We start from the raw sequence: 25,538 nt of genomic DNA, 5'->3' as shown, positions 1-25,538 counted from the left end.
CGCTTGCAGGTTTGTTGCAGTGCCCGCCGGCGTCGGTGCAATGCCACACCGACGGCGACGGCCCGCCACGCGGGATGCGTGGCGGGCCGTCGGGTGAATTCGAAGGCGGCGCTCAGTCGACGCCGAACTCCATCGCGGCGCGGTCGAGGGCCGCGTCGTCGGCGGACGAGACACCCCGGGACGCGATTGCCTCCGCGCCGCCTTCCGGCATCGCGCCGATCAGCCCGGTCGAGGCGGCCTGCGCGGCCCCGACCATCCGCTGCGAGGCCCCGCCGCCGACGATGCCGAGCGTCGCGTACTGCTCCAGCTTCGCCCGCGAGTCGGCGATGTCCAGGTTGCGCATGGTGAGCTGGCCGATCCGGTCCGACGGGCCGAACGCCGAATCCTCGGTACGCTCCATCGACAGCTTGTCGGGGTGGTAGCTGAACGCCGGGCCTGTGGTGTCCAGGATCGAGTAGTCCTCACCCCGGCGCAGCCGCAGCGTCACCTCGCCGGTGACCGCCGTGCCGACCCAGCGCTGCAACGACTCGCGCAGCATCAGCGCCTGCGGGTCGAGCCAGCGCCCCTCGTACATCAGCCGGCCGAGGCGGCGGCCCTCGCTGTGGTAGTTCGCGAGCGTGTCCTCGTTGTGGATGGCGTTTACCAGCCGCTCGTACGCGGCGTGCAGCAGCGCCATCCCGGGAGCCTCGTAGATGCCCCGGCTCTTGGCCTCGATGATCCGGTTCTCGATCTGGTCGGACATGCCCAGGCCGTGCCGACCGCCGATGGCGTTGGCCTCCAGCACCAGGTCGACGGGGCTGCCGAACTCCTTGCCGTTGATCGTCACCGGGCGGCCCTGGTCGAAGCCGATCGAGACGTCCTCGGTCGGGATCTCCACCGACGGGTCCCAGAACCGGACTCCCATGATCGGGTCGACCGTCTCGATGCCGGTGTTCAGGTGCTCGAGGGTCTTCGCCTCGTGCGTGGCGCCCCAGATGTTCGCGTCGGTGGAGTATGCCTTCTCGGTGCTGTCCCGGTAGGGCAGGCCGCGCTCCAGCAGCCACTCCGACATCTCCTTGCGCCCACCCAACTCGGTGACGAAGTCGGTGTCCAGCCACGGCTTGTAGATGCGCAGCTGCGGGTTGGCCAGCAGGCCGTACCTGTAGAACCGCTCGATGTCGTTGCCCTTGAACGTCGAGCCGTCGCCCCAGATCTGGACGTCATCGGAGATCATCGCCCGCACCAGCAGGGTCCCGGTCACGGCCCGGCCCAGAGGCGTCGTGTTGAAGTACGCCCGCCCGCCCGATCGGATGTGGAAGGCCCCGCAGGTCAACGCTGCCAGGCCCTCCTCGACGAGGGCGGCACGGCAGTCGACAAGCCGGGCGACCTCGGCGCCGTAACTGAGCGCGCGACCGGGCACCGAGTCGATGTCGGGCTCGTCGTACTGGCCGATGTCGGCGGTGTAGGCGCACGGGACGGCGCCCTTGTCGCGCATCCACGCGACGGCCACGGAGGTGTCGAGGCCGCCGGAGAAGGCGATGCCGACACGTTCACCGATGGGCAGGGAGGTGAGAACCTTGGACACGAGGAAGAGTATGCACCATGCCGCATGGTCATGCATAGGGAAGTGGTCGACGCCACGAGGTTTTACCGTCGACGACTCCTCCCGCCGGTCGGCGGTGCTCTGGCCACGCGATTCGCGCACCCCGATCCCATCCCGTCGGCCGTAGTCTCACCAGATGACGGAACCGCAGGCGCACACCCTCGCCATAGCCGGCGTCGACCTGGTCTACGACGTTCGCGGCCCGCTGCCGCCGGCCGACGGGCTCCCCGTGCTGCTCATGATCGGCCAGCCGATGACGGCCGAGGGCTTCGACGCCCTCGCCCCACACTTCCCCGACCGCACTGTCGTCACCTACGACCCGCGCGGTCTGGGCCGCAGCATCCGCACCGACGGCAGGTCCGACCACACGCCGCAGCGTCAGGCAGCCGACCTGCACCTGCTGATCGAGGCGCTCGACGCCGGCGGTGTCGACGTGTTCGCCAGCAGCGGCGGCGCGGTGACCGCACTCGAACTCGTCGCCACCCACCCCGACGACGTCGTCACGCTCGTGGCGCACGAGCCGCCGATAAACGCCGTGCTCCCCGACGCCACCGGCGCCGAGCGCGCCCGGGCCGCCTTCTACGAGGCGTACCAGGCAGGGGGCACCGGCGCGGGCATGGCCTCCTTCATCGCGATGACGTCGTGGCAGGGCGAGTTCACCGACGCCTACTTCGCCCAACCCACGCCCGACCCGGCGATGTTCGGCCTGCCGACCGAGGACGACGGCGGCCGCGACGATCCGCTGCTGTCGCAGAACTCGTGGGCGATCACCGACTACCGCCCCGACGCGAGCGCGCTCACCGCGGCACCGACCCGGATCGTGGTCGCGGTCGGCGAGGAGTCGGCGGGGACGTACACCGCGCGTACGGCACTGGGCACCGCGGCGCTGCTCGGCCAGGAGGCCGTGGTGTTCCCGAGCCACCACGGCGGCTTCCTCGGTGGTGAGTTCGGCTACGCGGGCAAGCCCGAGGAGTTCGCGGCGCGGCTGCGCGAAGTGCTCGACGGTCGCTGAAACCGGCATCTGCGGCGCACGGGCCCCGCCGGCACCCCAACGCGACAGAAGGGACATCCACCGCACTAGCATGGCAGTCCGGTAGGGCTCTGCTGAAATGAGGCGGACATGGGGTGGCTCCGGCGGTTGCTCGGCGGCGGGCGGGTCCAACTCGACCCGGAGCGGCAGCAGGTGCTGCTACGCGACGCGCAGCAGCGGTACGGCGCCCACGCCCGGGTCCGGTTCTCCGAGCAGGTCGCTGCGATCACCGGGATGCTCGACGGCGATGACGGCCTGGTGGTGGCGGCCCAGATCGTGGGTCAGGTCGCCGACGAGGCCCACTCGGACCTACAGGCCCAGGCCCACGACATCCACCGACGGACCGGCAGGCGGCTCGTGGTGAACCGCCGCAACTACCGGCCGCTGTGGATGGAGGCCGGCCCCGCGCTGCGCTGGCCGCTGTTCGCGTTGCCGTCCGGCTTCCACCCGTACGCGCAGGTCACCGCCGCCGTCGCGGTGGTCGGCGACCAGGCGCCACGGCTCGACCGGGTGACCGACCCGAACCCCGTCCTGACCCGCATGTTCGAGGTCCTCGACCTCACCACCGCCGGCTGGGAGTACGGCCGGGTGCGGGTCGACACCGACGCCGCCACCCTGGCCGATCGACTGATCTCCAGCGCCGGGCAACTCCTCACCGCCGTGGACGACCCACCCCGGCTGCCGCCTGCGGTCCGCGAGCTGATGCGCCGCAACAACACGGTCGCCGTGCACGACCCGACCGGCCCGCGCCCGGTCGGTGGCATCAACCTGGGCGCGATGCTGCGGGAGCGCCTCCTGGTCTGAGGCGACAACCCCGCCCGACCTGATCACGGCAGGGGCAGCCGGCCGGAACCTGTCGCGCGGGTCGGTCAGGGCTTGCCGAGCGTCGCGCGGGCGGCCAGGATGTGCGCCCGCATCACCGAACCCGCCCAGGCCCGGTCACCCGCCTCGAGCGCGTCGATCAACTCCCGGTGGTGCGACATGCTGCGGGCCATCGCTGCCTCGTTGTATCTGCGAAACGTCCGGTTGACCAGCGGCGTCTGCACCACCGCGCCGAGCAGGGCGCTCAACCGCCGGTTCCGCCCGGCGCCCAGAATGATCTCGTGGAACTGCGCGTTGCACACCGCGATCGGGTCCGCCCTGTCGCTTCGCTGGCTGGCCGCGTAGCCCTCCATCTCGGTGCACAGCTCACGCAGCCGGGCGATCTCGGTCGGTGTGATCCGCGCCGCGGCCAACTCCGCGCCGTACCCCTCCAGCAGCGCCCGCAGCTCGAAGATCTCCTCCAGGTCCTGCTTGCGCCAGGCCGGGACTGTCGCGCCCCGGTTGGCCTCCCAGTCCACCAGACCCTCGGCGTGCAGCCTGCGCAGCGCCTCCCGCACAGGTGTGCGACTCACACCCACCGCAGCGGCGAGATCCTCCTCGGAGAGCTTCTTGCCCGGTTCGTATGTCCCCCCGAGGATGCGGTTTTTGATCGACTCGTACGCGGACTGAGTGGCTCGGCCCATGCGTCCCCCTCCGTTCACCGATGGTGAACCTACATCGACGCGGTCGATCCGGCGTTCACTGCGTACTCCGACCCGGTCACCTGCCGCGAGCGGTCGCTGGCGAGGAAGAGCACGACCTCGGCGACGTCCTCCGGCTCGTTCATCCGGCCGAGCGGCAGCTTGCGCAGTTCGTGCACCACGTGGTCGGCGGCGTCGGAGACGTCGATGCCCAGCCGGTCGGCGACCGATGCCAGGTACGCGTCCATGGTGGCGGTGCGCGTCGGCCCGGGTGCGACGGTGTTGACCCGTACGCCCCGGGGGCCGTACTCCTGCGCCAGGCTCTTCGACAGGCTGAGCAGGGCCGCCTTGGTGACGGCGTAGTCAAGCATGTAGTGCTTCGGGTGGCGGGCCGCCTCGGAGCCGATGTTCACGACGCTGCCGCCGCCACGGTCGGCCATGATCGGGACGAGCGCGCGGCACAGGCGTACGCAGGACATCACGTTCACGTCCCAACTGCGCTGCCAGGCCGCGTCGTCGATGTCGGTGAAGGCGTCCCGGTAGGGGGCGATCGCCACGTTGTTGACCAGCACGTCGGCACCGCCGTACCGGCTCGTCACCTCCCGCACCACTGCGGCGACGCCTGCCGCGTCACCCAGGTCGGCGGCGACCGCCGGACCGACGCACGCCGAGACGTCCAGGTCGGCGGAGAGCACGTCGGCGCCCTCGGCGGCGAGCCGGCGGGCCACCGCGAGCCCGATCCCCGAACCGGCGCCGGTGACGACGGCGACCTTGCCCTTCATCTGACTCTCCTGTCTGCCGACGGCTGTCATCGGGCGTCGTCGGTGTCGACGTCGGCGAGCACCTCGTCGCCGTGCTCGCCGAGCGTGGGTGCGTGCCGCCCGACCGGCGACGGCAACGGGGACGCCGACATGGTGATCGGAGAGGCGATGCCGCGTAGCCGCCCGGCGACCGGGTGCTCGACGATCGACACGAAGCCGGACTCGGCCAACTCCTCGTCGCGCAGGATCTCCTCGTAACCGGCCAGCGGTGCGCACGGCACGTCGATCGCCGCCAGCTCCGCAAGCCAGTCGGCCGTCGTACGCGCCCGAAGCACCTCGGCCACGACCTGGTAGAGCCCGTCGGCGTTGGTGATCCGCTTGCCGACCGTGTCGTAGTCGGGGTGCTCCAGCAGGTCCGCCCGCCCGACCAGGGTGAGGAACCGCAGCCACTGCCGTTCGGTGTAGATGAGGACGCACAGGTGGCCGTCGGCGGTGGCGTACGGGCGGCGGTTCGGCGCGGCGGTACGCGGATACAGCGGTGGCCCGATCGGCGGGTCGAACGTCCAGCCGTCGAGCTGTTCGAGCAGCCCGAAGGCGACCATCGTCTCGAACATCGGCACCTCGACCCGCTGCCCCTCGCCGGTGGCGTCCCGGTGCCGCAGCGCGGCAAGGATGGCGGTGGAGGCCGTCAACCCGGCGATCTTGTCGGCGAGCGGTGTGGTGACGTACCCGGGTTGCTCCTGGTTGACGCTCTGCAACCGGGCGATGCCCGACGCGCCCTGGATCACGTCGTCGTAGGCCGGCCGGTCGGCGTGCCGGCTGGTGCTCCGGTAGCCGGGGATGGCGCAGTAGACGATCGCCGGTTGGGTGGCTCGGATGTCCTCGTAGGTCACCGCCAGCCGAGCCGCGGCGGCGGGGCGCATGTTGTGCACAAGCACGTCGGCGGTCGGCACCAGCCTGTCGAACGCCGCCCGGTCACCTGGCGTCTTGAGGTCCAGGACGACGCTCTTCTTGCCCCTGTTCATGTTGAGGAACACCGCCGCCATCCCCGGGGTCCGGCAGGCACCGAGCTGGCGGGCGATGTCCCCACCCGGCGGCTCCACCTTGATCACCTCGGCCCCCAGATCGGCGAGCGTCAGGGTGCAGAACGGGCCGGAGAAGGTGGTGGTCAGGTCCAACACCCGCAGCCCGGCCAAGGGCCCGGTCGACGGCCCGATCGACGGCCCGATCGACGGGCCGGTCGACGGGCCGGTCACGGGAACCCGCCGGCCCGGCTGAGCATCCCCGGCAACTGGGTGCCGAACACGCCGCTGAGCCACTGGGCGTTGTCGATCGCCGTGTCCAGTGAGACGCCCGTGCTCTGCCCGGAGCGCTCCAGGGCGTACACCACGTCCTCGGTGGCCACGTTGCCCGTCGCCGCCGGCGCGAACGGGCAGCCGCCGATGCCGCCGACGCTGGAGTCGATCGCCCGCGCGCCGGCCGCTACGGCAGCGAGCACGTTGGCGAGCCCCAGGTTGCGGGTGTTGTGGAAGTGACCGCGCAGGCTCGCCGCGGTGCGCTCGCGTACGGCGGTGAACGCCCGCTCCACCTCGAACGGCACGGCGACGCCGATGGTGTCGGCAAGCGCCACCTCGTCCGGCGCCACGGGTGCGAGGTCGTCGACGATGCGCAGCACCCGGTCCAGGGGAACCTCCCCCTCGAACGGGCACCCGAACGTGGCCCCGACCGTCACCGACGTCCGCAGCCCGTGGTCGCGGGCCCGGGGCACCAGCCGCAGCACCTCCGCCACCGCCTCGGCCGAGGACATGCCCTGGTTGCGCCGGCAGAAGGTGTCACTGGCGATGACCACGAAGTTGACCTCGGCGACCCGCGCCGCGACCGCCCGGTTGAGGCCGCGCTCGTTCATCACCAGGCCGATCGGCACCAGGGCCGGCTCGTCGCGGACCAGCGCCATCAACTCGTCGGCGTCGGCGAGCTTGGGCACCTTGGCGGGGTTGACGAAGCTTGTCACCTCGACCCGGCGGCTGCCCGCCGCGACGGCCCGGCGCACCAGTTCGGCCTTCTGCGCTGTCGGTAGCGTCGCCGGGTGGTTCTGCAGACCGTCCCGGGGCCCGACCTCGACGATCTCGACGCTCAAGACAGCGCCTTCAGGCCGGCCTGCGCGACCTCCATGTCCTGGGTGTAGTGCCCGCCGCTGACACCGATGCCTCCGACGAGCACGTCGTCGACCTTCACCGGGTATCCGCCGCCGAAGGTGACCAACCGGTCGATGGCGGCCGGCGCACCCATGGCGAGCGGGGCGTCGTCCTTGATGAAGTCGAACCAGCCGTCGGTGCTGAGCCCGAATCCGACTGCGGTGTGCGCCTTGTCCTGGGCCAGTTGGACGCTCACCAGGGGTGCACCGTCCATCCGCTCGTACGCCTTGAGCACCCCGCTCTCGTCGCACACCGCGACGGTGACCGCGAAGCCCATCTGGTCGGCCTTCGCCACCGCGGCGTCGACAATCGCCCGCGCGGCACGGGAGGAGATCGACTGTTTCTTCACCACGTACGGGTTCTTCGCCATGACTACCTCCTCAGTTGGCGCCGTCGGCGCGTGGGTCGGTGGATTCGGACAGGCCGAACATCTTCTCGATGCGGGCCTCGGCGAACCGGGAGACCGCGCCGTTGCGGGTCACCGAGCGAACGCCCTCGATCTTCAGGAGCGTCGGGCGCACCAGCGAACCCATGGTCACCGGCGCGGACGGGCAGGCGGCGCACCGGCCGTGGAAGGTGACGTGCGCGTCGCCTGCGGAGTCGACGTCCACCGAGATTCCGCCGCCATGCGCCTCGACGAGCTGGCGCACCTTGCCGTCCAGGGCACGGTCGGCGGCGCGTGTGGTCTTCTTAGCGCCCATTCTCGCGGTCCTTCTTCTTGGCCTTCTTGCCGCTCTTCCCGCTCTTCCCGCTCTTGCCGTACAGCTCCTTCGTCTTGGCTGCCACGTCGATGCCCATGAGACGGGCGAAGTTCAGGCCGAAGATCTTGGCCTTGACCTCGTCGGTGATCTCCGGGTAGCCGTAGCCGTCCTGAAGGTCCTCGGGCATGCGCATCTCGGCGAACAGGTCGATGTAGGCCTGCACCTTCGGCCAGACGAATGCCTCCGAGCCCCACAGCAGCCGGTCCGGCCCGACGTGCAGCAGGCACTTGCCGATGGCGTGCAGGGCGGCCCGCGGCGCAATCGGGTACTGGTTGATCCAGGCGGTGAGCGCGAGGTGGATGTTCTCGTACCGGGCGGCGATGTTGATCGTCTCGTTGATGAACGGCTCACCGAGGTGGTGCACGATGAAGTTCATCTCGGGGAAGTCCTGCGCCGCGCGCTCCAGGTCGAACGGGGCCAGGTCGGCGATGTGCTGGGTGTTGAACGCCAGTCCCTTGTGGAACTGCACGTTCGTCACGCCGTGCTCCAGCGCGGTCTCCCAAAGCGGGTAGGCGACCTGACGGTCGTCGATCTTCCAGGAGACCCCGCCGGAGTGTGCCTGGTAGAACTTGAAGCTGGTGGCGCCCCACTCCTCGATCTGCCGGATCATCTCGGTCACCGCGCCGTAGCGGCCATGGGTGATCGGGTCGACGCCGCCGCAGAACAACACCCGTTCCGGGTACGCCTCCTTGAGCTTGTAGTTGTTCTCGGCAGGTGAGAAGCCCAGCTTCCAGCCGCCGTGGCTGGGCACCGTCTGGGCCATCGCCAGGTCGGTGTCGGACTCGTCGAACAGCAGCCGGTACGCGTCCTCGACGGAGAGTTCCCGCCCGGAGATGTCGTCGTACGGGTAGCCCGGGGCGGAGTACTTCTTGGCGTACTCGACGAGCGCGTTCGTCGACTTCTTGCCGCCGTGGTTGAAGTCGATGTTCTCGTCGGTGAGCTTGTACATGTGGACCGCGTTGTCGAAGACGAAGAAGTCGTTCTTCATGAGGTGGTGCGTCCCTTCGATTCGGTGTCGTTCTCAAGTCGTTCGACGTGGCGGACAGCGAGTTGACGGCGGCGACGGACCGACCACGCGGCGACCGAGACGCCGACGATGACGGCGAGGCCGTTGAAGACACGCTCGATCCAGGTCGCGGCACCCAGGTGTTGCAGACCGGCGATGGTGAAGGTGATGAAGTACGCGGCGATGACCGTGCCGAGGATGTTGACCCGGCCCGGACGCAGCGCGGCGGCGCCGAGGAAGGCCGCGGCGAACGCGGGCAGCAGGAACTGCTCGCCGACGGTCGGCTGTGCCGAGCCGACCCGCGACGCCAGCAGGACACCGGCGAGCGAGGAGAGCACTGCGGCGCCGACGAACGCCCGGATGGTGTAGCCGCGTACGTTGATGCCGGCTCGGGCGGCGCCACGCAGGTTGCCGTCCATCGCGTACAGACGCTGCCCGAAGGGCGTCCACACGACTATGAACTCCAGCACCAGCACGAGGACCACGAGATAGATCAGGGGCAGCGGGATGCCGGCCAGCTCACCACGGGCGATGCTCGTGAATCCCGGCGGCACGTTCTGGTAGAGCACCCGGCCGCTGGTGATCATGTAGAGCAGGCCCATCAGCAGGCTGCCGACCGCGAGCGTGCCGATGATGGAACTCATGTCGAACTTCAGCACCAGCAGGCTGTTGAGCAGCCCGACCGCGACGCCTACCGCGAGCACGGCCAGCAGCGCGAGCCACACGGGTACGCCGTGCACCGAGATCAGCCAGATGCTGATGCCCTGGGCCAGGCCGAGCATCGGGCCGACCGAGGCGTCCAGGTAGTGCGCCAGCAGCGGCAGCGTGGCGGCCATCGCCACGATCACCGTCACCGTCTGGTTGACCAGGATCAGCCGGAAGTTGGTAGTGGTGAAGTAGGTGTCCGGGGTGAGCACGGAGAACACCGCGATCACCAGGACGAGCATGCCGAGGAGCCCGAACCGGCTGACCCCGCCGACGATCCGCTCGCCTGTGCCGGCGCGGGACCTGTCGGCGCTCTGCCGCACGACCGTCCGCCCGGTCCCGCCGGACGGGGCGGGCGCCGTCGTGGATGTGCTCATCGGGTCACCTCCCCCGCCGACGCGAGTTCGCCGGCGACGATCAGTTGGACGCACCGCTCGACGTCGAGCCCGTCGGTCGTGCCGTGGTAGACGTTGCGGCCGGCCTTCATCACCAGCAGCCGATCAGCCATCGACAGGATCTCGGGGATCCGATGGCTGATCACGATGACGGCGTAGCCCCTGTCGCGCAGGCGGCCGATCAGGGCGTTGACGCCCGCCGACTCCGTGGTGCCGAGCGCGGCTGTGGGCTCGTCCATCACCATGACGCGCGGCTCGTTCTCGGTGACAAGCGCGCGGGCGATGGCGACCATCTGCCGCTGCCCGCCGGAGAGGCCCTCCACGAGCACGTTCATGTCGTGCAGGTCGATGCCGAGTTCTTCGAGCACCGCCCGGGTGCGTACCCGCATGGCCTTCTTGCGCAGGATCGGAATGCCGCGTACGCCGCCGGTCCACTCCCGGCCCAGGAAGACGTTCTCGACGATGCTGAGGTTGTTGGAGAGCCCGAGATCCTGGTAGATCATCTCGATGCCGGCGGAGCGGGCGTTGCTGATGGTGTGCGGCAGCAGGTCCCGACCGGCCACCCGGAGGCGACCGGAGTCCGGGGCCAGCGCGCCGCTGACCATGCTCATCAGTGTCGACTTGCCGGCGCCGTTGTCCCCGACGACGCCCAGGATCTCGCCCGGGCGTACGTCGAAGGAGACATCGGTGACGGCCCGCACCCGGCCGTAGGACTTGCCGAGGCCTACCGCTTCGAGCACCGGTGAGGCGGTGCTCATTTGGCCTCGCTCCACATCTTTTCGTAGCGCTCGGCGTAGTTCACGTAGCTGTTCCAGTCGACGGCGCCGTCCTTGGGGGCGTTGCTCTTGTCGAACACCGTCGCAGGGATGCCCTGCTCCGCGTCCGGGAGCGCGGGCTTGCCCGCGGCCAGGCGGCCCACCTGGTCGATCGCGGCGTAGGCGTTCCAGCCGCGGATGGCACCGAAGTCGGCGAGCTGGTCACCGGCGGCCACGCTGCCCAGCCGCTCGGGCTCGGCGTTCTTGGAGAGCACCTTGATGTCGTCCCGGCCGGCGGCCTTGACGGCGGCGATGATGGACTCCACGCCGTTGCCGTACGGGGTGAGGATGTACTGCAGGTCCTTGCCGTGCCGCTGGATCAGCGAGGTCGTGATGTTCTGCATCTCGATCGGGTCGACGGCCTGCGACAGCGTGCGCTCACGTACTTCCAGCAGTTGGCAGCCGGTGCACCCGGCGAGCACGCGCTTGCTGGCGTTGAGCGCCTCGACCAGGTGCGGGTAGCCGACGTCCCAGAGGAAGACGACCTTCGCGGTGCCATTGGAGTCGGCGACGGCCTTGGCCGCCTCGAGCACCGCCTGGAAGGTCTCCCGGCTGGAGACGTGTGCGTCGTAGCCGACCGCGCCGCCCTCGGCCACCGCCGAGACGCCGACCACCGGGATCTTCGCCTTCTGCAGCTCGGCGATGCCGTCGGCGACCTGGTTCTCCGGAATGGCGACGGTGATGACAGCTGTGGGCTTGTTGGCCGCCGCGGTGGCGAGCGCCTTCTGGTAACCCTCCGGCGAGCCCTGCCCGTCCAGGATCTCGGCGCTCCAGCCGAGCTTCTCGGCAATGGCCGTGGCCCGCTTGCCGACCTCCTCGCAGGAGGTGCCGATCTTGCAGACGATGATGTTCAACTTGCCGTTCGCCGGCGGCTTGACCGACGCGGTCGGCCCGGACCACTGGTCGTAGACCTTGATCTTGTCGAGGGTGATGTCGGCTTCCTTGCCCTCGAAATAGAGCATGCCGCCGGTGCCGGCCTCGATCAGTTTGCGGGCCATCTGGGTGTATTCGTCGTTGACGGCGGCGGGGGGGCCGGACGTCGCGCTGTCGTCACCCGATCCGCACGCGGCGGTGGTGAACGCCAACGCTGCGACGAGCGCGACGGAGAGGGCGCGGAACCGGGAAGCTCTGGGGGTGTTTGTCACGGTACTACTCCCTGAGTGGGGCGCAGACGTCCAAGAACGAGTCTGATGAGTCAGCGCATAAGGGGGGTGGAGGGACCGAGTCCAGCGCGAAACGGTGCGTCAGGTTGCATGCAATCGCAGTCCAACACGATCAACATCCACAGTCAATAGTTCACATTGCCGAAACATAGTCCCTGTTCGAGACGGGAATATCGCCCACAGACGCAGAAGTCGACGCGGCTCCGCATTGAAGGATTGTATTTCCAGGCCTCGGTCCGACACCGTGTATCGATCCGCCGCCAGACGGTCCCGAGCCGACCTGCCCCGAGGGCCGGCTCGGGACCGTCAGCGGGTCACGGTCGCCGGAGTGAGCCGTCCGATTCGCAGGATCGCCTTGCCCTCGTCGGTCATCATCGCCTCGGACCAGTCGGTGCTGTCGCCCCACTCGACCTCGACCTCGTCGACCTCGGGCACCAGCTTGCCGATCTCCTGCCGCACGCTCTGCTCGAAGAACGGCGTGTACATGCAGAACGGCCCGGTGGTGATCAGATCCACCGCCGCCCGCAACCGGCCGTCGGAGATCCGCTCCACCCGGACGCCCCGGACCAGGCCCATGTCGACGATTCCCAGCCGCCGGCCGACCCCGAGGCTGCACGGGTCGTAGACCATGTTGCAGGCCTGGAACACGCGCGGCTCCAGGTCGGCCACGGCGACGTCATCGACGCTCATGCGCTCAGCCGCTCACGGTGCAGCGCCCACGGCCGGGGCTCGTGTGCGACGTACTCCGCGCGGCGCCGGGACAGCTCGTCTCCCGCCACCTTCGCGCGCACCTCGGCCTCGTCGAGGCCGTGCAGACGCAGGGCGTTGCCGCCCAGCAGCTTGCCGAGCAACTCCGGAGTGAACTCCGGGAACCCCCAGCCGTCCACCAGGTCCCGGGGCATCTCGAAGTTCACGAGCGCATCGATGATCGGCTGCGGATGCGCGGACGGCACGCCCGTCGCGAACATGATCCGGTCGGTCCCGCCATGCATCATGAGCATGCCGACGATCTCGGCGAACCGGCGCGGCTTGCGCACGACCATGTTCGACACCGACTCGATCGTCGCCCAGATGTTGGGGTGCGTCCGCAGTTGCAGCGCACAGTCCTCCAGGAACGCCCAGCCGCTGTGCACCACCTCGAACGTCAGGCTCGGGAAGGCGATGGCCGCACAGGTCACGTCGTCGATGTGGTTCAGCACCCGCGGGCCCGCGCCGGCCGGCACCGCCTTGTGCGCGCCGATGTGGTGGACGCCGAGGTCGAGCGCCTTCTGGAGGAAGGGAAACGCCAGCTCACGGTCGTCCAGGAGCATCAGCTTGGAGGAGTTCACCTCCGGGTCGATCACCCCGTTGGTCGGGTAGAACTTGAACCCGTCGATGTCGTCCTCTTCGGCACGCTGCTGCATAAGGTCGAGCTCGGCGGGCCCGCGCAGCGGGTCCACCGGGGCGAAGAGCAGCACCCGGTCCGGATGCCTGCGCTTCAGCTCGCGGCCGAGCTCGTACGGCGAGGCGCCACCGTCGAAGAATCCGTCGATCTCCACCCCGTGGTAGACCATCACGTCGACGGCGCTCTCCACGAACACGATGTCCGCGAGCTCCTCGGCAGTCCAGCCGGCGGTGAACTCGTCGCGCGTCATCGGGTAGTTGTGCAGCGGCGACTCGACAGACGTGTGACCGATGCGGTAGAGCGCGTTCACCATGCCGTCGTACGCGGCCTGCGAGCAGTGCGGCGCCCTGTTCTCGGGGCGGAAGTCGTACCCGTGGACGACACCGTCCACGACGATCCTGTCATTGATCATGTCGACTCCGTTCTTTGTCGATAGCCCGAGCTCACCTCGACCGCTGGGGAACGGGTGCGGGTGGTGGCGCGGTGGGTGGGCGCGGCCGCTGTCGCGCCGGTGCCCGGTCGGCGGAGACCGTGTGACCGGGGCCACCGCCTGGGTTGCGAATGTACACAACATAGGGGGGCGCCAGTTGTCGGTCAAGAAACATCTTCGTACACCGACGACCGCCGGGCCGGCAGCCCGAGATAAGCCCTCCACCTCGGTAGAGTCCAGTTCTAACGGCCGCTATCTGGTGGAAATGCCGCACCCCAGCCGAGTCGGTAGAGATCTCGTGGACATCTGCCCGACACAAATCCTTGACAGGCATTGCATACATTGCTTGACTCTCACGCCATGACAGAGCAGGCAGCAGCCGCCCCTCCCAGCGGGGGCGCAGAGCGCCGCCGGGACGACGTCCGGTCCCCCTCCGCGACACCGGTTCTGCAGGCGCGGAACATGGCCCGCAGCTTCGGAGCCGTCCGCGCCCTGCGCGACGCGTCGGTGACGCTTCGTCGCGGCGAGGTCATGGCGCTGATGGGCGACAACGGCGCCGGGAAGTCCACACTGGTGAAGACCCTCGCCGGTGTGGTCACGCCGGACACCGGCGGGCTCCTCGTCGACGGCGAGCCACGCCGGTTCTCCGGGCCGGCCGACGCGCTCGACGCCGGCATCGAGACGGTCTACCAGGACCTGTCACTCATCAACTCGATGAGCGCGGCCGAGAACGTCTTTCTGGGCCGGGAGCCGCTGCGCCGTGACGCCGTGTCCCGGTTGCTGCGCCTGGTGGACCGCCGAGCCATGGCGGTGCAGACGCAGAAGGCCATCGACCGGATCGGGGCCCGGCTCCCCTCACTGTCCGCCCACGTGTCGTCGATGTCGGGCGGACAACGCCAGGCCCTGGCCGTCGCGCGGGCCACGATGTGGGGCCGCAACATCGTGATGCTCGACGAGCCGACCGCAGCGCTCGGCGTCACCGAGTCGGAGCACGTCCTGGAGATCATCACGGCGCTCAAGCAGCAGGACATCGCCGTGCTGATGATCTCCCACAACCTCGAACACGTCTTCAAGGTCGCCGACCGCGTCACGGTCATGCGGCAGGGGCGCACGGTGGGCGAACTCGCCACCGCCGACGCGACATCCAGCGACATCGTCGCCCTGATCACCGGGGCGGCCCCCGCCATGCCCCTCCCCCAGGCCTGACACCCGAGAACAACGGACGACACACGTCCGCAGAGAAAGGTCAACGAGTGAGATTGAAATCGTTCGCCGGCGCGGCGCTCGTACTAGCGCTGGGCATGTCGGCAGCAGCCTGTTCGACCGAGGGAGCGACCCCGTCGACCCCGACCGAGGGCAAGGCTCTGGAAGCGAAGGACGTCCGGATCGGCTTCGCCAACTTCGCGGAACCGGCCAGCCCCGTCCTGAAGGCCATCGACGTCGGCATGCGCAAGGAGGCCGAGAAGCGGGGATGGGAGATTCTCGTCCTCAACAACGACCGGGACGGCCCGACAGCGGTCGCGAACGCGGAGACCATGGTCTCCCGCGGCGTCACCCACGTCGTCGAGTTCCAGGGCGACGGCAAGGTCGGCCCGCAGATCATGGACATCTTCAACAAGGCCGGTGTCCCGGTCATCGCCATCGACATCGCCCACCCGGGCGCCCACTTCTTCGGGATCAACAACATCGAGTCCGGGCGGCTGTCCGGCCGGGCCGGCGGGCAGTACGCAAAGGAGAAGTGGGACTGCAAGCCGGACCTCGTCACCGTCCTGGAGAACGAGGAGTCGGGCGACGTGGCGCTGCTGCGTACCGAGGGCATCCTCAAGGGCCTCAACGAGGTGTGCCCGGACCTGGGTGACGCCATCACCAGGCGCAACTCGCCGACCACCCCGGACGGCGCCCAGGGCGTCGCGCGGGACATCCTGGTGTCCAAGCCCAACGCGAAGAAGATCCTCGCGCTCGGCGGCAACGACAACATGATCATCGGCACCATCAACGCCGCCGAGCAGCTCAGCCGTGCCGGTGACGTGTACGGATACGGTCTCGGCGCGGACCTCATGTTGTTCGGCGTCGACACGCCCGGACTCGGCGGATCGACGGCCTTCTGGTACGAGGGTTACGCGAAGCAGATCTACACGATCCTCGACCGGATGGTCGGCGGCGAGAAGATCCCGGTGGTCGACTCCCCGAAGGACCCGAAGGCCCTGTTCAACCCGGTCTGCGCGTTCCCGAAGGACGCCGTGTCGTCCATCCCGCCGCTGCAGGACCGGATCACCGCCCTCTACGCGAACGACGCACCGAAGAAGTCCGCAGCCGAGCAGTACTGCCCCGCGGGTACCGAGACATACGGACTCAACGGGTGAGCAACTGACATGTCTGTGACTGCCCCGGAGGCAGCCGTCGTGCGGAGCACGGGATTCTCCGTGCTCCGCCGGCACGGCTCCACACTCGCCCTGGCCGCCCTGTGGCTGGCGCTGGTGCTGACCACCGCCCTGAAATCGCCGGCGTTCCTGTCCCACCAGACCCTCATCGCCGTCGCCTTCAACATGGCGTTCGTCGGCATCCTGGTCGTCGGCGTCAGCGTGGTCATGCTCAGCGGCGCCGAGTTCGACCTGTCCGTCGGCGTGACAGCGGTCGCCGCAGCGCTGATCGCCGCCCAACTGCTTACCGAAGGCATGCCGTTCGTCGTGGTGCTCGCGGCGGTCCTGGTGTTCGGCGCGCTCATCGGCGCGGTGAACGCGACCCTGATCGTTACCGTGAAGATCCACCCCATCGTCGCCACCCTCGGGACGATGTTCCTGGTCAGCGGCACCACCAGGCTGTTCATCGAGTTCGTTCCGATCCCGCGCAGCAGCTTCCTGCGTCAGCACATCTCGGGCGACGTGTTTGGCGTTCCCCGGGTCTTCTGGATCATGATCGTGCTGCTCGTCGTCACCGGCTTCGTCGTCGAACGGACCCGCCTCGGCCGACACATCGTCGCGGTCGGCGGCAACCAGCAGGCCGCCCTCGTCCGAGGGCTGCGGCCCGGCCGGATCCAGGCCGGCGCCCTCGTGTTCTGCGGGCTGATCGCCGGCGTCGCCGGTCTGGTCCTCGCCTCCCAGGGCGACATCGTCCAGTCCACACTGACGCCGGGGACCGAGTTCCGGGTGATCTCGATCCTGTTGCTGGGCGGGATGGCGCTCACCGGTGGCCGTGGCAACTTCGTCGGCGTCCTCGCCGCCCTGCTGCTGCTCAGCACGCTTCCCACAGCCATCGTCACCTGGGGGGTCTCCTCCAGTTGGCAGCCCGTCATCGAGGGCCTCGTGCTCGCCGTCGCGCTCGCCGTCAATTCCGTGAGGAGTGCGAGATGAGGACCACCCGACCGGAGGCCGGATGGGCTCTTCTGCTGAAGCGTCCGTCCACCGCAAGCGTGCTGCTGTTCGTGATCGCCGTGGTCACCGCGGTGAGCGTCGCGCCCGATTTCCTGACCCGCGCCAACGTCTCCAGCATGCTCGGCGACATGCTCGCCCCGGCGATCATCCTGCTCGCCGCGAGCCTTGCCATGACCGGCGGCGTGGCCGACCTGAGCGTGGGATCGGTGCTGGGCCTCGGCGCGGTCGTCTACGCCACCGTCTACACCAGTTCGGGTTCCTGGCAGGTAGGCGTCCTGGCCGCCCTCGGTGTCGGCCTGCTGGCCGGGCTGCTGAACGGCAGCCTCGCGCTGATCTTCGGGGTCTGGCCGCTGATCGCCACGCTCGGGATGCTTGTCGCCGCCCGCGGCCTGGCGAAGGTGCTCAGCGACGGCAGCTCGGTGGCCGCGTACACCCCGGACCTCAGCACGATGCTCAAGACGACGATCGGCCCCCTGCCGGTGCCCATCCTGATCGTGCTGGGGCTCGCGCTCGCCAGCAGCCTGATGCTGCGCCGGTCCCGCCTGGGTAACCACCTGCGCGCCACCGGCGGTGACGAGGTGGTCGCCACCCGGGCGGGCATCCGGGCACCCCGGATCCAACTGGCCCTGTTCGTGCTGACAAGCACGGCCGCGGCGGTCGCCGGCTGCATCCAGGTGATGCGCACCGGCGCCTCGGCGATGACCCTCGGCGAGGGAACCGAGTTGTACGTCTACGGAGCGCTCCTGATCGCCGGCTTCCGGCTGGCCGGCGGCGGGCACGGAAGCCCGATGACGGCCTTCCTGAGCCTGCTCTCGCTGAGCATCGTGCTGAACATCTTCCGGCTGCGCGGGATGCCGCTGCCACTCGGCGACATCCTGCTCGGTCTCACGCTGCTCGGGGCGGTGTCGCTCGGTTGGATCCGCCAACGTATGGAGCGGCGCTCCCCCGAGCCCGAGCCCGAGCCCGAGCCCGAGCCCGACGTGCAGCCGCAGGCCGTAGCGGCCTGAGTCACCGCACCGACCGACGAGACGAACCACGAGAGAACAGGGACGACATGAACGACTATGCCCGCGGTCCGCTGTCCGGCTTACGCGTGATCGAAGCCGGGGTGTTGCTGGCTGGCCCGTTCTGCGGTCAGATCCTCGGTGACCTCGGTGCCGATGTGATCAAACTGGAGGAGCCGGGCAAGGGCGACCCGATGCGCGAGTGGGGGCGCGAGCGCCCGTACGGCAAGTCGCTCTGGTTCCCTGTGGTCGGGCGCAACAAGCGCTCGGTCACCCTCAACCTCCGGGTGCCCGAGGGGCAGGAGGTGCTGCGCCGGTTGGTGGCCGACTCCGACGTCTTCGTGGAGAACTTCCGGCCCGGAACGCTGGAGCGGTGGGGTGTCGGCCCGGACGTCCTGTGGGAGATCAACCCGCGGCTCGTGATCGTGCGCGTGTCGGCGTACGGCCAGTCCGGGCCGTACGCCGGGCGGGCCGGTTACGGGTCCATCGGCGAGGCGATGGGCGGCATCCGCTACACCACAGGCGACCCCGACTCGTTGCCCAGCCGGGTGGGCATCAGCCTCGGTGACTCGCTCGCCGGCACCTTCGCGGCGGTCGGCGCGATGGGCGCGCTGCGGGTCGCCGAGGCGACCGGCCGGGGGCAGATCGTCGACAGCGCGATCTACGAGTCCGTGCTCGCGCTTATGGAGTCTCTGGTGCCGGAGTACGCGCTCGGCGGCTACATCCGCGAGCGCACCGGGTCGATCCTGCCGAACATCGCGCCCAGCAACGTGTACGTGACGTCCGGCGGCGACATGGTGGTGATCGCGGCCAATCAGGACACGGTGTTCCGGCGGCTGGCCGAGGCCATGGCGCAGCCGGAGCTGGCGACCGACCCGCGCTTCGTCAGCCACACCGAGCGCGGCCGTCACCAGCGCGAGCTCGACGAGCTGATCGCGGCGTGGACCGTCGGGTTCACCGCTGACGATCTGCTGGATCTGTTGCACGGCAACGGAGTGCCCGCCGGCCGGATCTTCACGGCGAAGGAGATGCTGTCCGACCCGCACTACCACGCCCGTGAGGCGATCGTCCGCCTGGACCACCCCGACTTCGGCGAGTTCCCCATGCAGAACGTCGTGCCGAAGCTGACCGCGACGCCCGGCGGCATTCGCGGCGTCGGGCCCGAACTGGGCCAGCACACCGACGAGGTGCTCCGCGACATCGCCGGACTCGACGGCGAGGAGATCTCTCGCCTGCGTGCCGCCGGAGTCGTCTGACTTTCCGTACACCCCTCCCAGAAAGGAACCTTGATGAACAACTTCTCGAAGAACTCGATCACGGTCGACGCCGCCCAGCGGATCCTCACCGCCGCGATCGCCAAGGCGGAGCAGATCGGGCTTCCGTGCGTCATCGCCATCGTGGACGAGAGCGGCGTGCTGAAGGCGTTCGCCCGGATGGACGGTGCCGCGCTCCTGTCGGTGCAGGTCGCGCAGGACAAGGCGTACACGGCGGCGGGCTTCGGCATGCCGACCGACGGCTGGTACGACTTCATCAAGGACGACGGTCCGCTGGCCACCGGCGCGACCGCCGGCATCGACCGGCTGGTCGTCTTCGGCGGCGGCTTCCCGGTCACCGAGGACGGCGCGGTCATCGGTGGCATCGGCGTCAGCGGCGGGCACTACAGCCAGGACATGGAGGTCGCGCGAGCCGGCCTGGAGGCTGTGGCGTGATCCAGGCGTCCGGCACCGCCGGACGCTGCGGCACGAGGTCGGGGACGTCCGGTCCCCGGCCTCGTGCCGGATCACTCGATGCCGGCCAACCAGGACTCGTAGTCCAGCGCGGCGGTCAGGTCCGGCCGGTCGCGGCCGCGCAGGGCGCGGGCGAGCGCCGACGCGGTGCCGGCGCCGATCGTGGCCACCTGGGCGGCAAGCGCGGCACCGGCCTGCGGGTTGGCCGTCACCGACCCGACGAGGCCCCGGTGCAGCGCCTCGTCAGCGGTCAGTGCGACGCCGGTCCAGGCCATCTGCGCCAGCACCCCGGTGCCCACCACGCCGGCGAGCAACTGCCCCACGCCGCCGGCCAGGAACGCGGCGGGCGAACCGACGGCGAAGCTCGCCGTGGGTGCCGCGACCCGCAGGTCCGCGGCGAGCGCCAGACCGAGCCCGAGGCCGCGTACGTCGCCGGCCAGCTGGACGATTACCGGCCCGGGCGCGGCGCGCACCCGCAGCACGAGATCGTGCAGTTGCCCGCGTACCACCGCATGGGTGAGGTCGTCGGGTTCGTGGCACCAGGCGTCGCCCTCGACGCGGATCAGCAGCGGCTGCCCCGGCGTGCGGGCGTGCCGCTTGAGGGCGTCGGCCAGGGCGGCGCGGGCGGCCGGGCCGAGTCGTTCGCCGGCGCCCGGGTCGCCGGCCTCGTAAACCTGCACCACGTGCCTCTCCTATCGGCCGGTGAAGTTGGCGGGACGCTTCTCCAGGAACGCGTCGATGCCCTCGATGTGGTCGTCGGTGGACAGCAGGGTCAGCAGCAGCGACCGTTCGTGCGCGAGGCCTGCGGTCAGGCCGATCTCCTCGGACGCGCGCAGCGCCTGCTTGCCCAGCCGTGTCGCGATCGGGCTGCGTGCCGCCACCGAGGCGGCAAGCGCGATGCCGGCCTCGACCACCCGTTCGGCGGGCACCACCTGGTTGACAAGGCCCATCCGCTGCGCGGTCCAGGCGTCCACGAGGCCGCCGCCGAGGACCAGTTCGGCGGCGCGGAACCGGCCGGCGACCCGCGCCCAGCGTTGGGTTCCGCCGGCGCCCGGGATGATGCCGAGATTGATCTCGGGCTGGCCGAGCACTGCGGAGTCGGCCGCCACGATGAGGTCACACGTCAGGGCGAGTTCACACCCGCCGCCAAGGACATAGCCGGCCACCGCGGCGACGGCCGGTTTACCGAAGCGGGCGAACCGATTCCAGCACTCCAGTCGCTCGGAGAGCAGGTAGTCGGCGGGCGACGTGCGGCGCAGTTCGCGGATGTCGGCGCCGGAGGCGAACACTCGCGGGCCGCCGGTCAGCACCAGCGCGCGGACCTGCGGGTCGGCCTCTGCCCGGTCCATCGCGGCGGCGAGGCCGTGCAGGACGTCGGTGCTGAGGGCGTTGCGCGCCTCGGGCCGGTCAATCGTGGCGACCGCTACCACGCCGCTCACCATGTAGCCGACGGGTTCCACGGACCACCTCCCTGTCATCTGGGCCAGCAGCAGAACATACTCGTCGGTATGTCGTCAAGAATTCGATGACGCAGCGGAGTGCACCGCGTTTACAAGCGCTGCGAGCATCTGGGACGCCCCTTGACATGATCGCCTGCCGTCCAACTAGCATCTCGACATACGCGGCAGTATGGAGCGTGGCGGCAGCGGGACGGCACGTCCCCACCACGACCGGGCGCGCCGGTGGCAGCCGCCGGCCCACCCGCGGCATTCGAGGCGCGGGAACAAGCCGGGCCGCACGACAGACTGGGAGGCACCACGTGTCCGTGATCTGGGAGCCACGCCTGGACGACGAGGGCCGCCACTGGCGCGACCTCGCCCGGGACGTGGCGGCGCGCGACTTCGTGCCGCTCGTCGAGGAGCTCGACCGCGAGCAGCGCTACCCGTGGGAGAGCGTGCGGGTGCTTGTCGAGCAGGGCCTCGCCGGCCTTCTCGTGGACAAGGAGCACGGTGGGCAGGGCGCCTCGTTCGTGACCACCTGCGCGGTCATCGAGGAGGTCTCCAGGGCCTGCCCGTCCACCGGCGCGATCCTCACCGCGTACGCCCTCGGCGCCACCCCGCTGACGCTTGCCGGCACGGCGGAGCAGCGCGAGCGCTATCTGGGCGGGCTGGCGAAGGGCGCGGCGATCAGCTTCGCGCTGACCGAGGAGGGCGCCGGCAGCGACGCCGCCCGGATCCGCACCACCGCCGAGCGGGAGGGCGCGGGTTGGCGCATCCGCGGCGAGAAGATCTACATCGGCAACGGCGGCGCGTCGCAGTACTACGTGGTCTTCGCGCTTACCGACCCGCAGGCTGGCACCCGCGGCATCTCCGCGTTCATCGTGGACAAGGACGCCGACGGCGTCACCATCGACCGGTACGAGGACAAGATGGGCATCCGCGGGACGCTCACCAGCAACCTCAAGCTGGACACCTGGGTGTCGGACAGCGACCTGCTGGGCGACCTCAACCGTGGCATGCGGCTGGCCATGCAGACCCTCTCCGCCGGGCGGATCAGCGTGGCGGCGCAGTCCCTCGGTGTCGCGCTCGCCGGATTCGACGTCGCGTCCCGGGAGGCGGTCCGGCGGGAGACCTTCGGCCGGCCGATCATCGACAACCAGGGCATCTCGTTCCCCCTGGCGGACGTGGCCACCGGCATCACCGCCGCCCGGATGATCACCTTCGAGGCCGCCCGGGTGCACCAGGAGGGCGGCGACGTCAGCACCCTCGGCGCGATGGCCAAGCTGTACGCCAGCGAGGTCGCGCACCGGTCGGTGGACACGGCGGTGCAGGTGTTCGGCGGCGACGGCTACTGCAAGCCGTGCCCCGCCGAGCGGCTCTACCGGGACCAGCGGATCCTGGAGATCTACGAGGGCACCTCGGAGATCCAGCGACTGGTGCTGGGCCGGGCGATCAAGGCGTCGGTGGCGGCGTGAGCGCGTCCTGGCGGCTCACCGTCGACTGGCCGTCGTTCACCGACGCGCGGGTGTTCGACCTGGCGCAGCAGATGTACACGGGAATTCCGCACCACCCGAACCACCCGCCGTACAGCTTCACGCTGACGAAGCGGCACGGCGAGGTGATGTATCCCGACGGCGTCTCGGCGGCGGCCGAGATGATCACCACGGGCGGGCATGTGGGCACCCACGTCGACGGCCTCGCCCACGTCTCCCGGCTCGGCAAGGTCTACGGCGGCGTGGACGTCACCGCCAACCAGTCCTACGTCGACGGCGTGCGTGACGTGTCCGTGCACGAACTGCCGCCGATGTTGGCGCCGGGGCACCTGGTGGACGCGACAGTCGCGCTCGGCCGGCCGCTGACCCCCGCCGACTCCGTCGGGGCGGACCTTTTCGAGAGCTGGTTCGCCAGCCGACCCCGGCCCCGCCCCGGCGATGTCGTGCTGGTGCGTACCGGCTGGGACGAGAAGTGGACCGACAACGCCGCCTACCTCGGCGTCAACTCCGGCGCGCCGGGTGTCGACCTCAGCGGGGCACGCTGGCTCACCGACCACGGTGTGGTCGCGGCGGGGGCGGACACCATCGCGTTCGAGCACATCCCCAGCCCCGCCCTCGCGGTGCACTGCCACCTGCTTGTCGACAACGGCGTGCTGATCATGGAGGCGATGAACCTCGCGCCACTGGCCGCCGAACAGGTCTGGGACTTCTTCTTCATCGCCACGCCGCTGTCGATCCGGGGCGGCACCGGCTCGCCGATCCGCCCCCTCGCCATCGCACCGCAGGCCACCGAGTCGGAGCCCACCCGATGACCGCCGACGACAACGAGCCGGTCACCCGGCCCCCGACCCCCGGCCGGCGCGACATCCTGGAGGCCGCGGCGACGGCATTCACCCGCGGTGGCTACACCGCCACCACGATCGACGACATCGCCCGCGAGATGGGCGCCACCAAGGGCCGCGTCTACCACTACTACCGGGCCAAGGCCGACGTCTTCCTCGACATCGTCACCACTGGCATGCAGGAGCTGATCGACGGGGTGCAGCCCATCGCCGGCAACACCGGCCTGGACCCGGCCACCCGGCTCTGGCGGATGGCGCACCACCACGCCGGGCTGATGATGACCCGCAACTCGTTCCAGCGGGTCGCCATGCGCGCCGTGGAGATGCGCCGGCTCGGCGAGGCGCCCGCCCAGCAGCAGGCCCTGGAGACCGTGGTCGCCATGCGCGACACGTACGAGCAGCTCTTCGCCGACGTCATCGACGAGGGCCGGCAGGCCGGGGTGTTCCGCGACGTCGACAGCCGGCTGGCCACCAAGCCACTGCTCGGCGCCCTCAACTGGATAAGCCTCTGGTACGACCCGCAGCGCGGTGACTACAACACCCGCCAACGCGTCGCGGACGAGTACGCCGACTTCATCCTCGGCGGCCTGCGAAGGAGCCCGCGATGACCGCCCCGTTCTCGGAGCGCTACTGGCACGAGGCCGAGACGTGGCCCCGCGAGCGACTCGCCGCGCACCAGCTCACCCGGCTGAAGACCCAACTGTCCTACGTGTACGCCAACAGCGACTTCTACCGGGCCAGGTGGGACAGCCTCGGCTTCCACCCCGGCGACGTGCGGGAGCTGTCCGACCTGCGCCGCCTGCCGCTTGTGACCAAGGCCGACTACGTGGCCGACCTCGCCGACAACCCGCCGTGGGGCAGCGCCGTCGCGGCACCCGTCGCGGACCGTCGTCGGGTGCACTTCTCCTCCGGCACCACGTCCAGCCCCACGCCCGTGCTCTGGAGCGCGTACGACCTGGACCGCTGGGCCGACCTGTACGCCCGGTCGGCGTACAGCCAGGGCGTGCGGGACACCGACGTGTACCAGTGCCTCTTCAGCTTCGCGTGGTTCGTCGGCGGGCTCGGCGTGACGGCGGGCTACCAGCGGATCGGCGTGACGCTGCTACCCGGCGGCTCCAGCGACACCCAGCGCCAGATCGACACGATCTTCCGGTACGGGACCACCGCCGTCGGCGGCACCCCGTCGTTCATGCTGCACCTCGCCGAGACCGCCGAGCGCGCCGGCACCCCGCTGCGCGAGTCGCCGGTCCGACGGATCCAGGTCGGCGGCGAGCCGGGCGCCGGGGTGCCAGCCACCCGCGCGCACATCGAGCAGCGCTGGGGCGCGAAGTGCTTCGACGGCTACGGCAGCCTGGAGTTCCAGCCGATCGCCTGGGAGTGCGAGGAGCAGGCCGGCGGCCACCTGGCGGAGGATTTCGCGTACGCCGAGGTGCTCGACCCGCAGACGCGCGAGCCGGTGCCCGACGGCACCCCCGGCCTGCTGGTGCTCACCCACCTGGACAAGCGGGCGTCCCCGCTGGTCCGCTGGGCGACCGGCGACATAGTGGTCCGGGACAGCACCGCGTGCCCGTGCGGGCGCACCCTCGCCCGGCTGCCTGGCGGCGTCGTCGGGCGTGCGGACGACATGCTCGTCGTACGCGGGGTGAACCTGTTCCCGTCCGCGGTCGAGCAGGTGGTGCGCGCCACCCCCGGCACCTGTGGCGAATACCTGATCGTGCTTGACGACGACGTCACCGACCCGGTGACCGGCTATCTCACAGGAATCAAGCTGCGCGTCGAGGTGACCGGCGACCGCCCGGATCTCGCCGGGGAGTTGGCGCACGCCCTCCGCGCCGCACTCACCGTGCGCGCGGTCGTGGAGACCGTCCCGGAGGGGACGCTGCCCCGCAGCACCCACAAGAGCAAGCGCGTCGTCCGCGCCGACTGAGAGGTT

The 25,538-nt window shown here is 70.0% G+C and carries 27 protein-coding genes; 12 read left to right on the top strand and 15 right to left on the bottom strand.

Going from position 1 to position 25,538, the window contains the following annotated elements; all coding sequences use genetic code 11:
- Positions 1-112: 112 nt before the first annotated feature.
- A complete protein-coding gene (gene argG / locus ACFY2Q_RS07360) occupies positions 113-1,564 on the bottom strand; it encodes an argininosuccinate synthase (RefSeq protein ID WP_387128304.1) in 1,452 nt (483 codons plus the stop codon).
- A 154-nt stretch (positions 1,565-1,718) separates the two neighbouring features.
- On the opposite strand from argG, the gene ACFY2Q_RS07355 reads away from it, so the two are divergent.
- Together ACFY2Q_RS07355 and ACFY2Q_RS07350 are read left to right on the top strand one after the other, a co-directional pair.
- Positions 1,719-2,594: an alpha/beta fold hydrolase gene (locus ACFY2Q_RS07355; RefSeq protein WP_387128303.1), complete on the top strand. Its 876-nt coding sequence runs from the start codon at positions 1,719-1,721 to the stop codon at positions 2,592-2,594.
- Positions 2,595-2,702: 108 nt separating this feature from the next.
- Positions 2,703-3,416, top strand: coding sequence for a hypothetical protein (locus ACFY2Q_RS07350; protein WP_387128302.1), 714 nt, complete (start codon positions 2,703-2,705; stop codon positions 3,414-3,416).
- 65 nt (positions 3,417-3,481) lie between these two features.
- On the opposite strand, the gene ACFY2Q_RS07345 is transcribed toward ACFY2Q_RS07350, so the two are convergent.
- From ACFY2Q_RS07345 to ACFY2Q_RS07290, 12 genes are all read right to left on the bottom strand, one after another.
- Entirely contained in the window at positions 3,482-4,117 is a 636-nt protein-coding gene (locus ACFY2Q_RS07345) for a GntR family transcriptional regulator (protein ID WP_387128301.1), read from the bottom strand.
- A 29-nt stretch (positions 4,118-4,146) separates the two neighbouring features.
- Positions 4,147-4,896, bottom strand: coding sequence for an SDR family NAD(P)-dependent oxidoreductase (locus ACFY2Q_RS07340; RefSeq protein ID WP_387128300.1), 750 nt, complete (start codon positions 4,894-4,896; stop codon positions 4,147-4,149).
- Between the two features lie 26 nt (positions 4,897-4,922).
- Positions 4,923-6,131, bottom strand: a complete 1,209-nt coding sequence (locus ACFY2Q_RS07335; RefSeq protein ID WP_387128299.1) for a CaiB/BaiF CoA transferase family protein — start codon at positions 6,129-6,131, stop codon at positions 4,923-4,925.
- Complete coding sequence (locus tag ACFY2Q_RS07330) at positions 6,128-7,012, bottom strand: hydroxymethylglutaryl-CoA lyase (RefSeq protein WP_387128298.1); 885 nt, start codon at positions 7,010-7,012, stop codon at positions 6,128-6,130. The genes ACFY2Q_RS07335 and ACFY2Q_RS07330 overlap by 4 nt, the downstream gene beginning before the upstream one ends.
- On the bottom strand, positions 7,009-7,440 hold the full coding sequence (locus tag ACFY2Q_RS07325) for a heme-binding protein (RefSeq protein ID WP_387128297.1): 432 nt from the start codon (positions 7,438-7,440) through the stop codon (positions 7,009-7,011). Before ACFY2Q_RS07325 ends, ACFY2Q_RS07330 begins: the two co-directional genes overlap by 4 nt.
- 10 nt (positions 7,441-7,450) lie before the next feature.
- The gene (locus ACFY2Q_RS07320; RefSeq protein WP_387128296.1) at positions 7,451-7,771 is read right to left on the bottom strand and encodes a NifU family protein; all 321 of its coding nucleotides are present in this window, start codon (positions 7,769-7,771) and stop codon (positions 7,451-7,453) included.
- A complete protein-coding gene (locus tag ACFY2Q_RS07315; RefSeq protein WP_387128295.1) occupies positions 7,761-8,819 on the bottom strand; it encodes an amidohydrolase family protein in 1,059 nt (352 codons plus the stop codon). The genes ACFY2Q_RS07320 and ACFY2Q_RS07315 overlap by 11 nt, the downstream gene beginning before the upstream one ends.
- A complete protein-coding gene (locus tag ACFY2Q_RS07310) occupies positions 8,816-9,919 on the bottom strand; it encodes an ABC transporter permease (protein WP_387128294.1) in 1,104 nt (367 codons plus the stop codon). Before ACFY2Q_RS07310 ends, ACFY2Q_RS07315 begins: the two co-directional genes overlap by 4 nt.
- Positions 9,916-10,695, bottom strand: a complete 780-nt coding sequence (locus ACFY2Q_RS07305) for an ATP-binding cassette domain-containing protein (RefSeq protein WP_387128293.1) — start codon at positions 10,693-10,695, stop codon at positions 9,916-9,918. Before ACFY2Q_RS07305 ends, ACFY2Q_RS07310 begins: the two co-directional genes overlap by 4 nt.
- Positions 10,692-11,897, bottom strand: a complete 1,206-nt coding sequence (locus ACFY2Q_RS07300; RefSeq protein ID WP_387128292.1) for a substrate-binding domain-containing protein — start codon at positions 11,895-11,897, stop codon at positions 10,692-10,694. Before ACFY2Q_RS07300 ends, ACFY2Q_RS07305 begins: the two co-directional genes overlap by 4 nt.
- 324 nt (positions 11,898-12,221) lie before the next feature.
- Complete coding sequence (locus tag ACFY2Q_RS07295; protein WP_387128291.1) at positions 12,222-12,605, bottom strand: hypothetical protein; 384 nt, start codon at positions 12,603-12,605, stop codon at positions 12,222-12,224.
- Positions 12,602-13,711 (bottom strand): amidohydrolase family protein, encoded by a 1,110-nt coding sequence (locus ACFY2Q_RS07290; RefSeq protein WP_387128290.1) that lies wholly within the window; start codon positions 13,709-13,711, stop codon positions 12,602-12,604. The genes ACFY2Q_RS07295 and ACFY2Q_RS07290 overlap by 4 nt, the downstream gene beginning before the upstream one ends.
- Positions 13,712-14,191: 480 nt before the next feature.
- Here ACFY2Q_RS07290 and ACFY2Q_RS07285 point away from each other — a divergent pair, with 480 nt between their 5' ends.
- Genes ACFY2Q_RS07285 through ACFY2Q_RS07260 form a run of 6 tightly spaced genes read left to right on the top strand, consistent with a single transcriptional unit; the run spans position 14,192 to position 19,813 of the window.
- A complete protein-coding gene (locus tag ACFY2Q_RS07285) occupies positions 14,192-14,935 on the top strand; it encodes an ATP-binding cassette domain-containing protein (protein ID WP_387128289.1) in 744 nt (247 codons plus the stop codon).
- 47 nt (positions 14,936-14,982) lie between these two features.
- Positions 14,983-16,092, top strand: coding sequence for a sugar ABC transporter substrate-binding protein (locus ACFY2Q_RS07280; RefSeq protein WP_387128288.1), 1,110 nt, complete (start codon positions 14,983-14,985; stop codon positions 16,090-16,092).
- A gap of 39 nt (positions 16,093-16,131) precedes the next feature.
- Positions 16,132-17,079: an ABC transporter permease gene (locus ACFY2Q_RS07275; protein WP_387128287.1), complete on the top strand. Its 948-nt coding sequence runs from the start codon at positions 16,132-16,134 to the stop codon at positions 17,077-17,079.
- On the top strand, positions 17,076-18,107 hold the full coding sequence (locus tag ACFY2Q_RS07270) for an ABC transporter permease (RefSeq protein ID WP_387128286.1): 1,032 nt from the start codon (positions 17,076-17,078) through the stop codon (positions 18,105-18,107). The genes ACFY2Q_RS07275 and ACFY2Q_RS07270 overlap by 4 nt, the downstream gene beginning before the upstream one ends.
- A 47-nt stretch (positions 18,108-18,154) precedes the next feature.
- The gene (locus ACFY2Q_RS07265) at positions 18,155-19,360 is read left to right on the top strand and encodes a CaiB/BaiF CoA transferase family protein (protein ID WP_387128285.1); all 1,206 of its coding nucleotides are present in this window, start codon (positions 18,155-18,157) and stop codon (positions 19,358-19,360) included.
- Positions 19,361-19,393: 33 nt separating this feature from the next.
- Positions 19,394-19,813, top strand: coding sequence for a heme-binding protein (locus tag ACFY2Q_RS07260; protein WP_387128284.1), 420 nt, complete (start codon positions 19,394-19,396; stop codon positions 19,811-19,813).
- Positions 19,814-19,884: 71 nt separating this feature from the next.
- On the opposite strand, the gene ACFY2Q_RS07255 is transcribed toward ACFY2Q_RS07260, so the two are convergent.
- Together ACFY2Q_RS07255 and ACFY2Q_RS07250 are read right to left on the bottom strand one after the other, a co-directional pair.
- Positions 19,885-20,514 (bottom strand): enoyl-CoA hydratase/isomerase family protein, encoded by a 630-nt coding sequence (locus ACFY2Q_RS07255; protein ID WP_387128283.1) that lies wholly within the window; start codon positions 20,512-20,514, stop codon positions 19,885-19,887.
- A gap of 9 nt (positions 20,515-20,523) precedes the next feature.
- Positions 20,524-21,291: an enoyl-CoA hydratase-related protein gene (locus tag ACFY2Q_RS07250; RefSeq protein ID WP_387128282.1), complete on the bottom strand. Its 768-nt coding sequence runs from the start codon at positions 21,289-21,291 to the stop codon at positions 20,524-20,526.
- A 299-nt stretch (positions 21,292-21,590) separates the two neighbouring features.
- On the opposite strand from ACFY2Q_RS07250, the gene ACFY2Q_RS07245 reads away from it, so the two are divergent.
- From ACFY2Q_RS07245 to ACFY2Q_RS07230, 4 genes are read left to right on the top strand one after another with little or no spacing between them, the layout of a single operon-like run.
- A complete protein-coding gene (locus ACFY2Q_RS07245; protein WP_387128281.1) occupies positions 21,591-22,745 on the top strand; it encodes an acyl-CoA dehydrogenase family protein in 1,155 nt (384 codons plus the stop codon).
- On the top strand, positions 22,742-23,575 hold the full coding sequence (locus ACFY2Q_RS07240; protein WP_387128280.1) for a cyclase family protein: 834 nt from the start codon (positions 22,742-22,744) through the stop codon (positions 23,573-23,575). Before ACFY2Q_RS07245 ends, ACFY2Q_RS07240 begins: the two co-directional genes overlap by 4 nt.
- Positions 23,572-24,213: a TetR/AcrR family transcriptional regulator gene (locus ACFY2Q_RS07235; protein WP_387128279.1), complete on the top strand. Its 642-nt coding sequence runs from the start codon at positions 23,572-23,574 to the stop codon at positions 24,211-24,213. The genes ACFY2Q_RS07240 and ACFY2Q_RS07235 overlap by 4 nt, the downstream gene beginning before the upstream one ends.
- Positions 24,210-25,532 carry a phenylacetate--CoA ligase family protein gene (locus ACFY2Q_RS07230; protein ID WP_387128278.1) on the top strand — a complete coding sequence of 441 codons (1,323 nt, stop codon included), beginning with the start codon at positions 24,210-24,212 and terminating at the stop codon, positions 25,530-25,532. The genes ACFY2Q_RS07235 and ACFY2Q_RS07230 overlap by 4 nt, the downstream gene beginning before the upstream one ends.
- Positions 25,533-25,538: the final 6 nt, after the last annotated feature.

The organism is Micromonospora sp. NPDC000316, from assembly GCF_042898885.1.
Lineage (GTDB): Bacteria > Actinomycetota > Actinomycetes > Mycobacteriales > Micromonosporaceae > Micromonospora.
The sequence above is the reverse complement of the archived record's forward strand: the minus strand, read 5'-3'. Positions and strand labels throughout refer to the sequence as shown.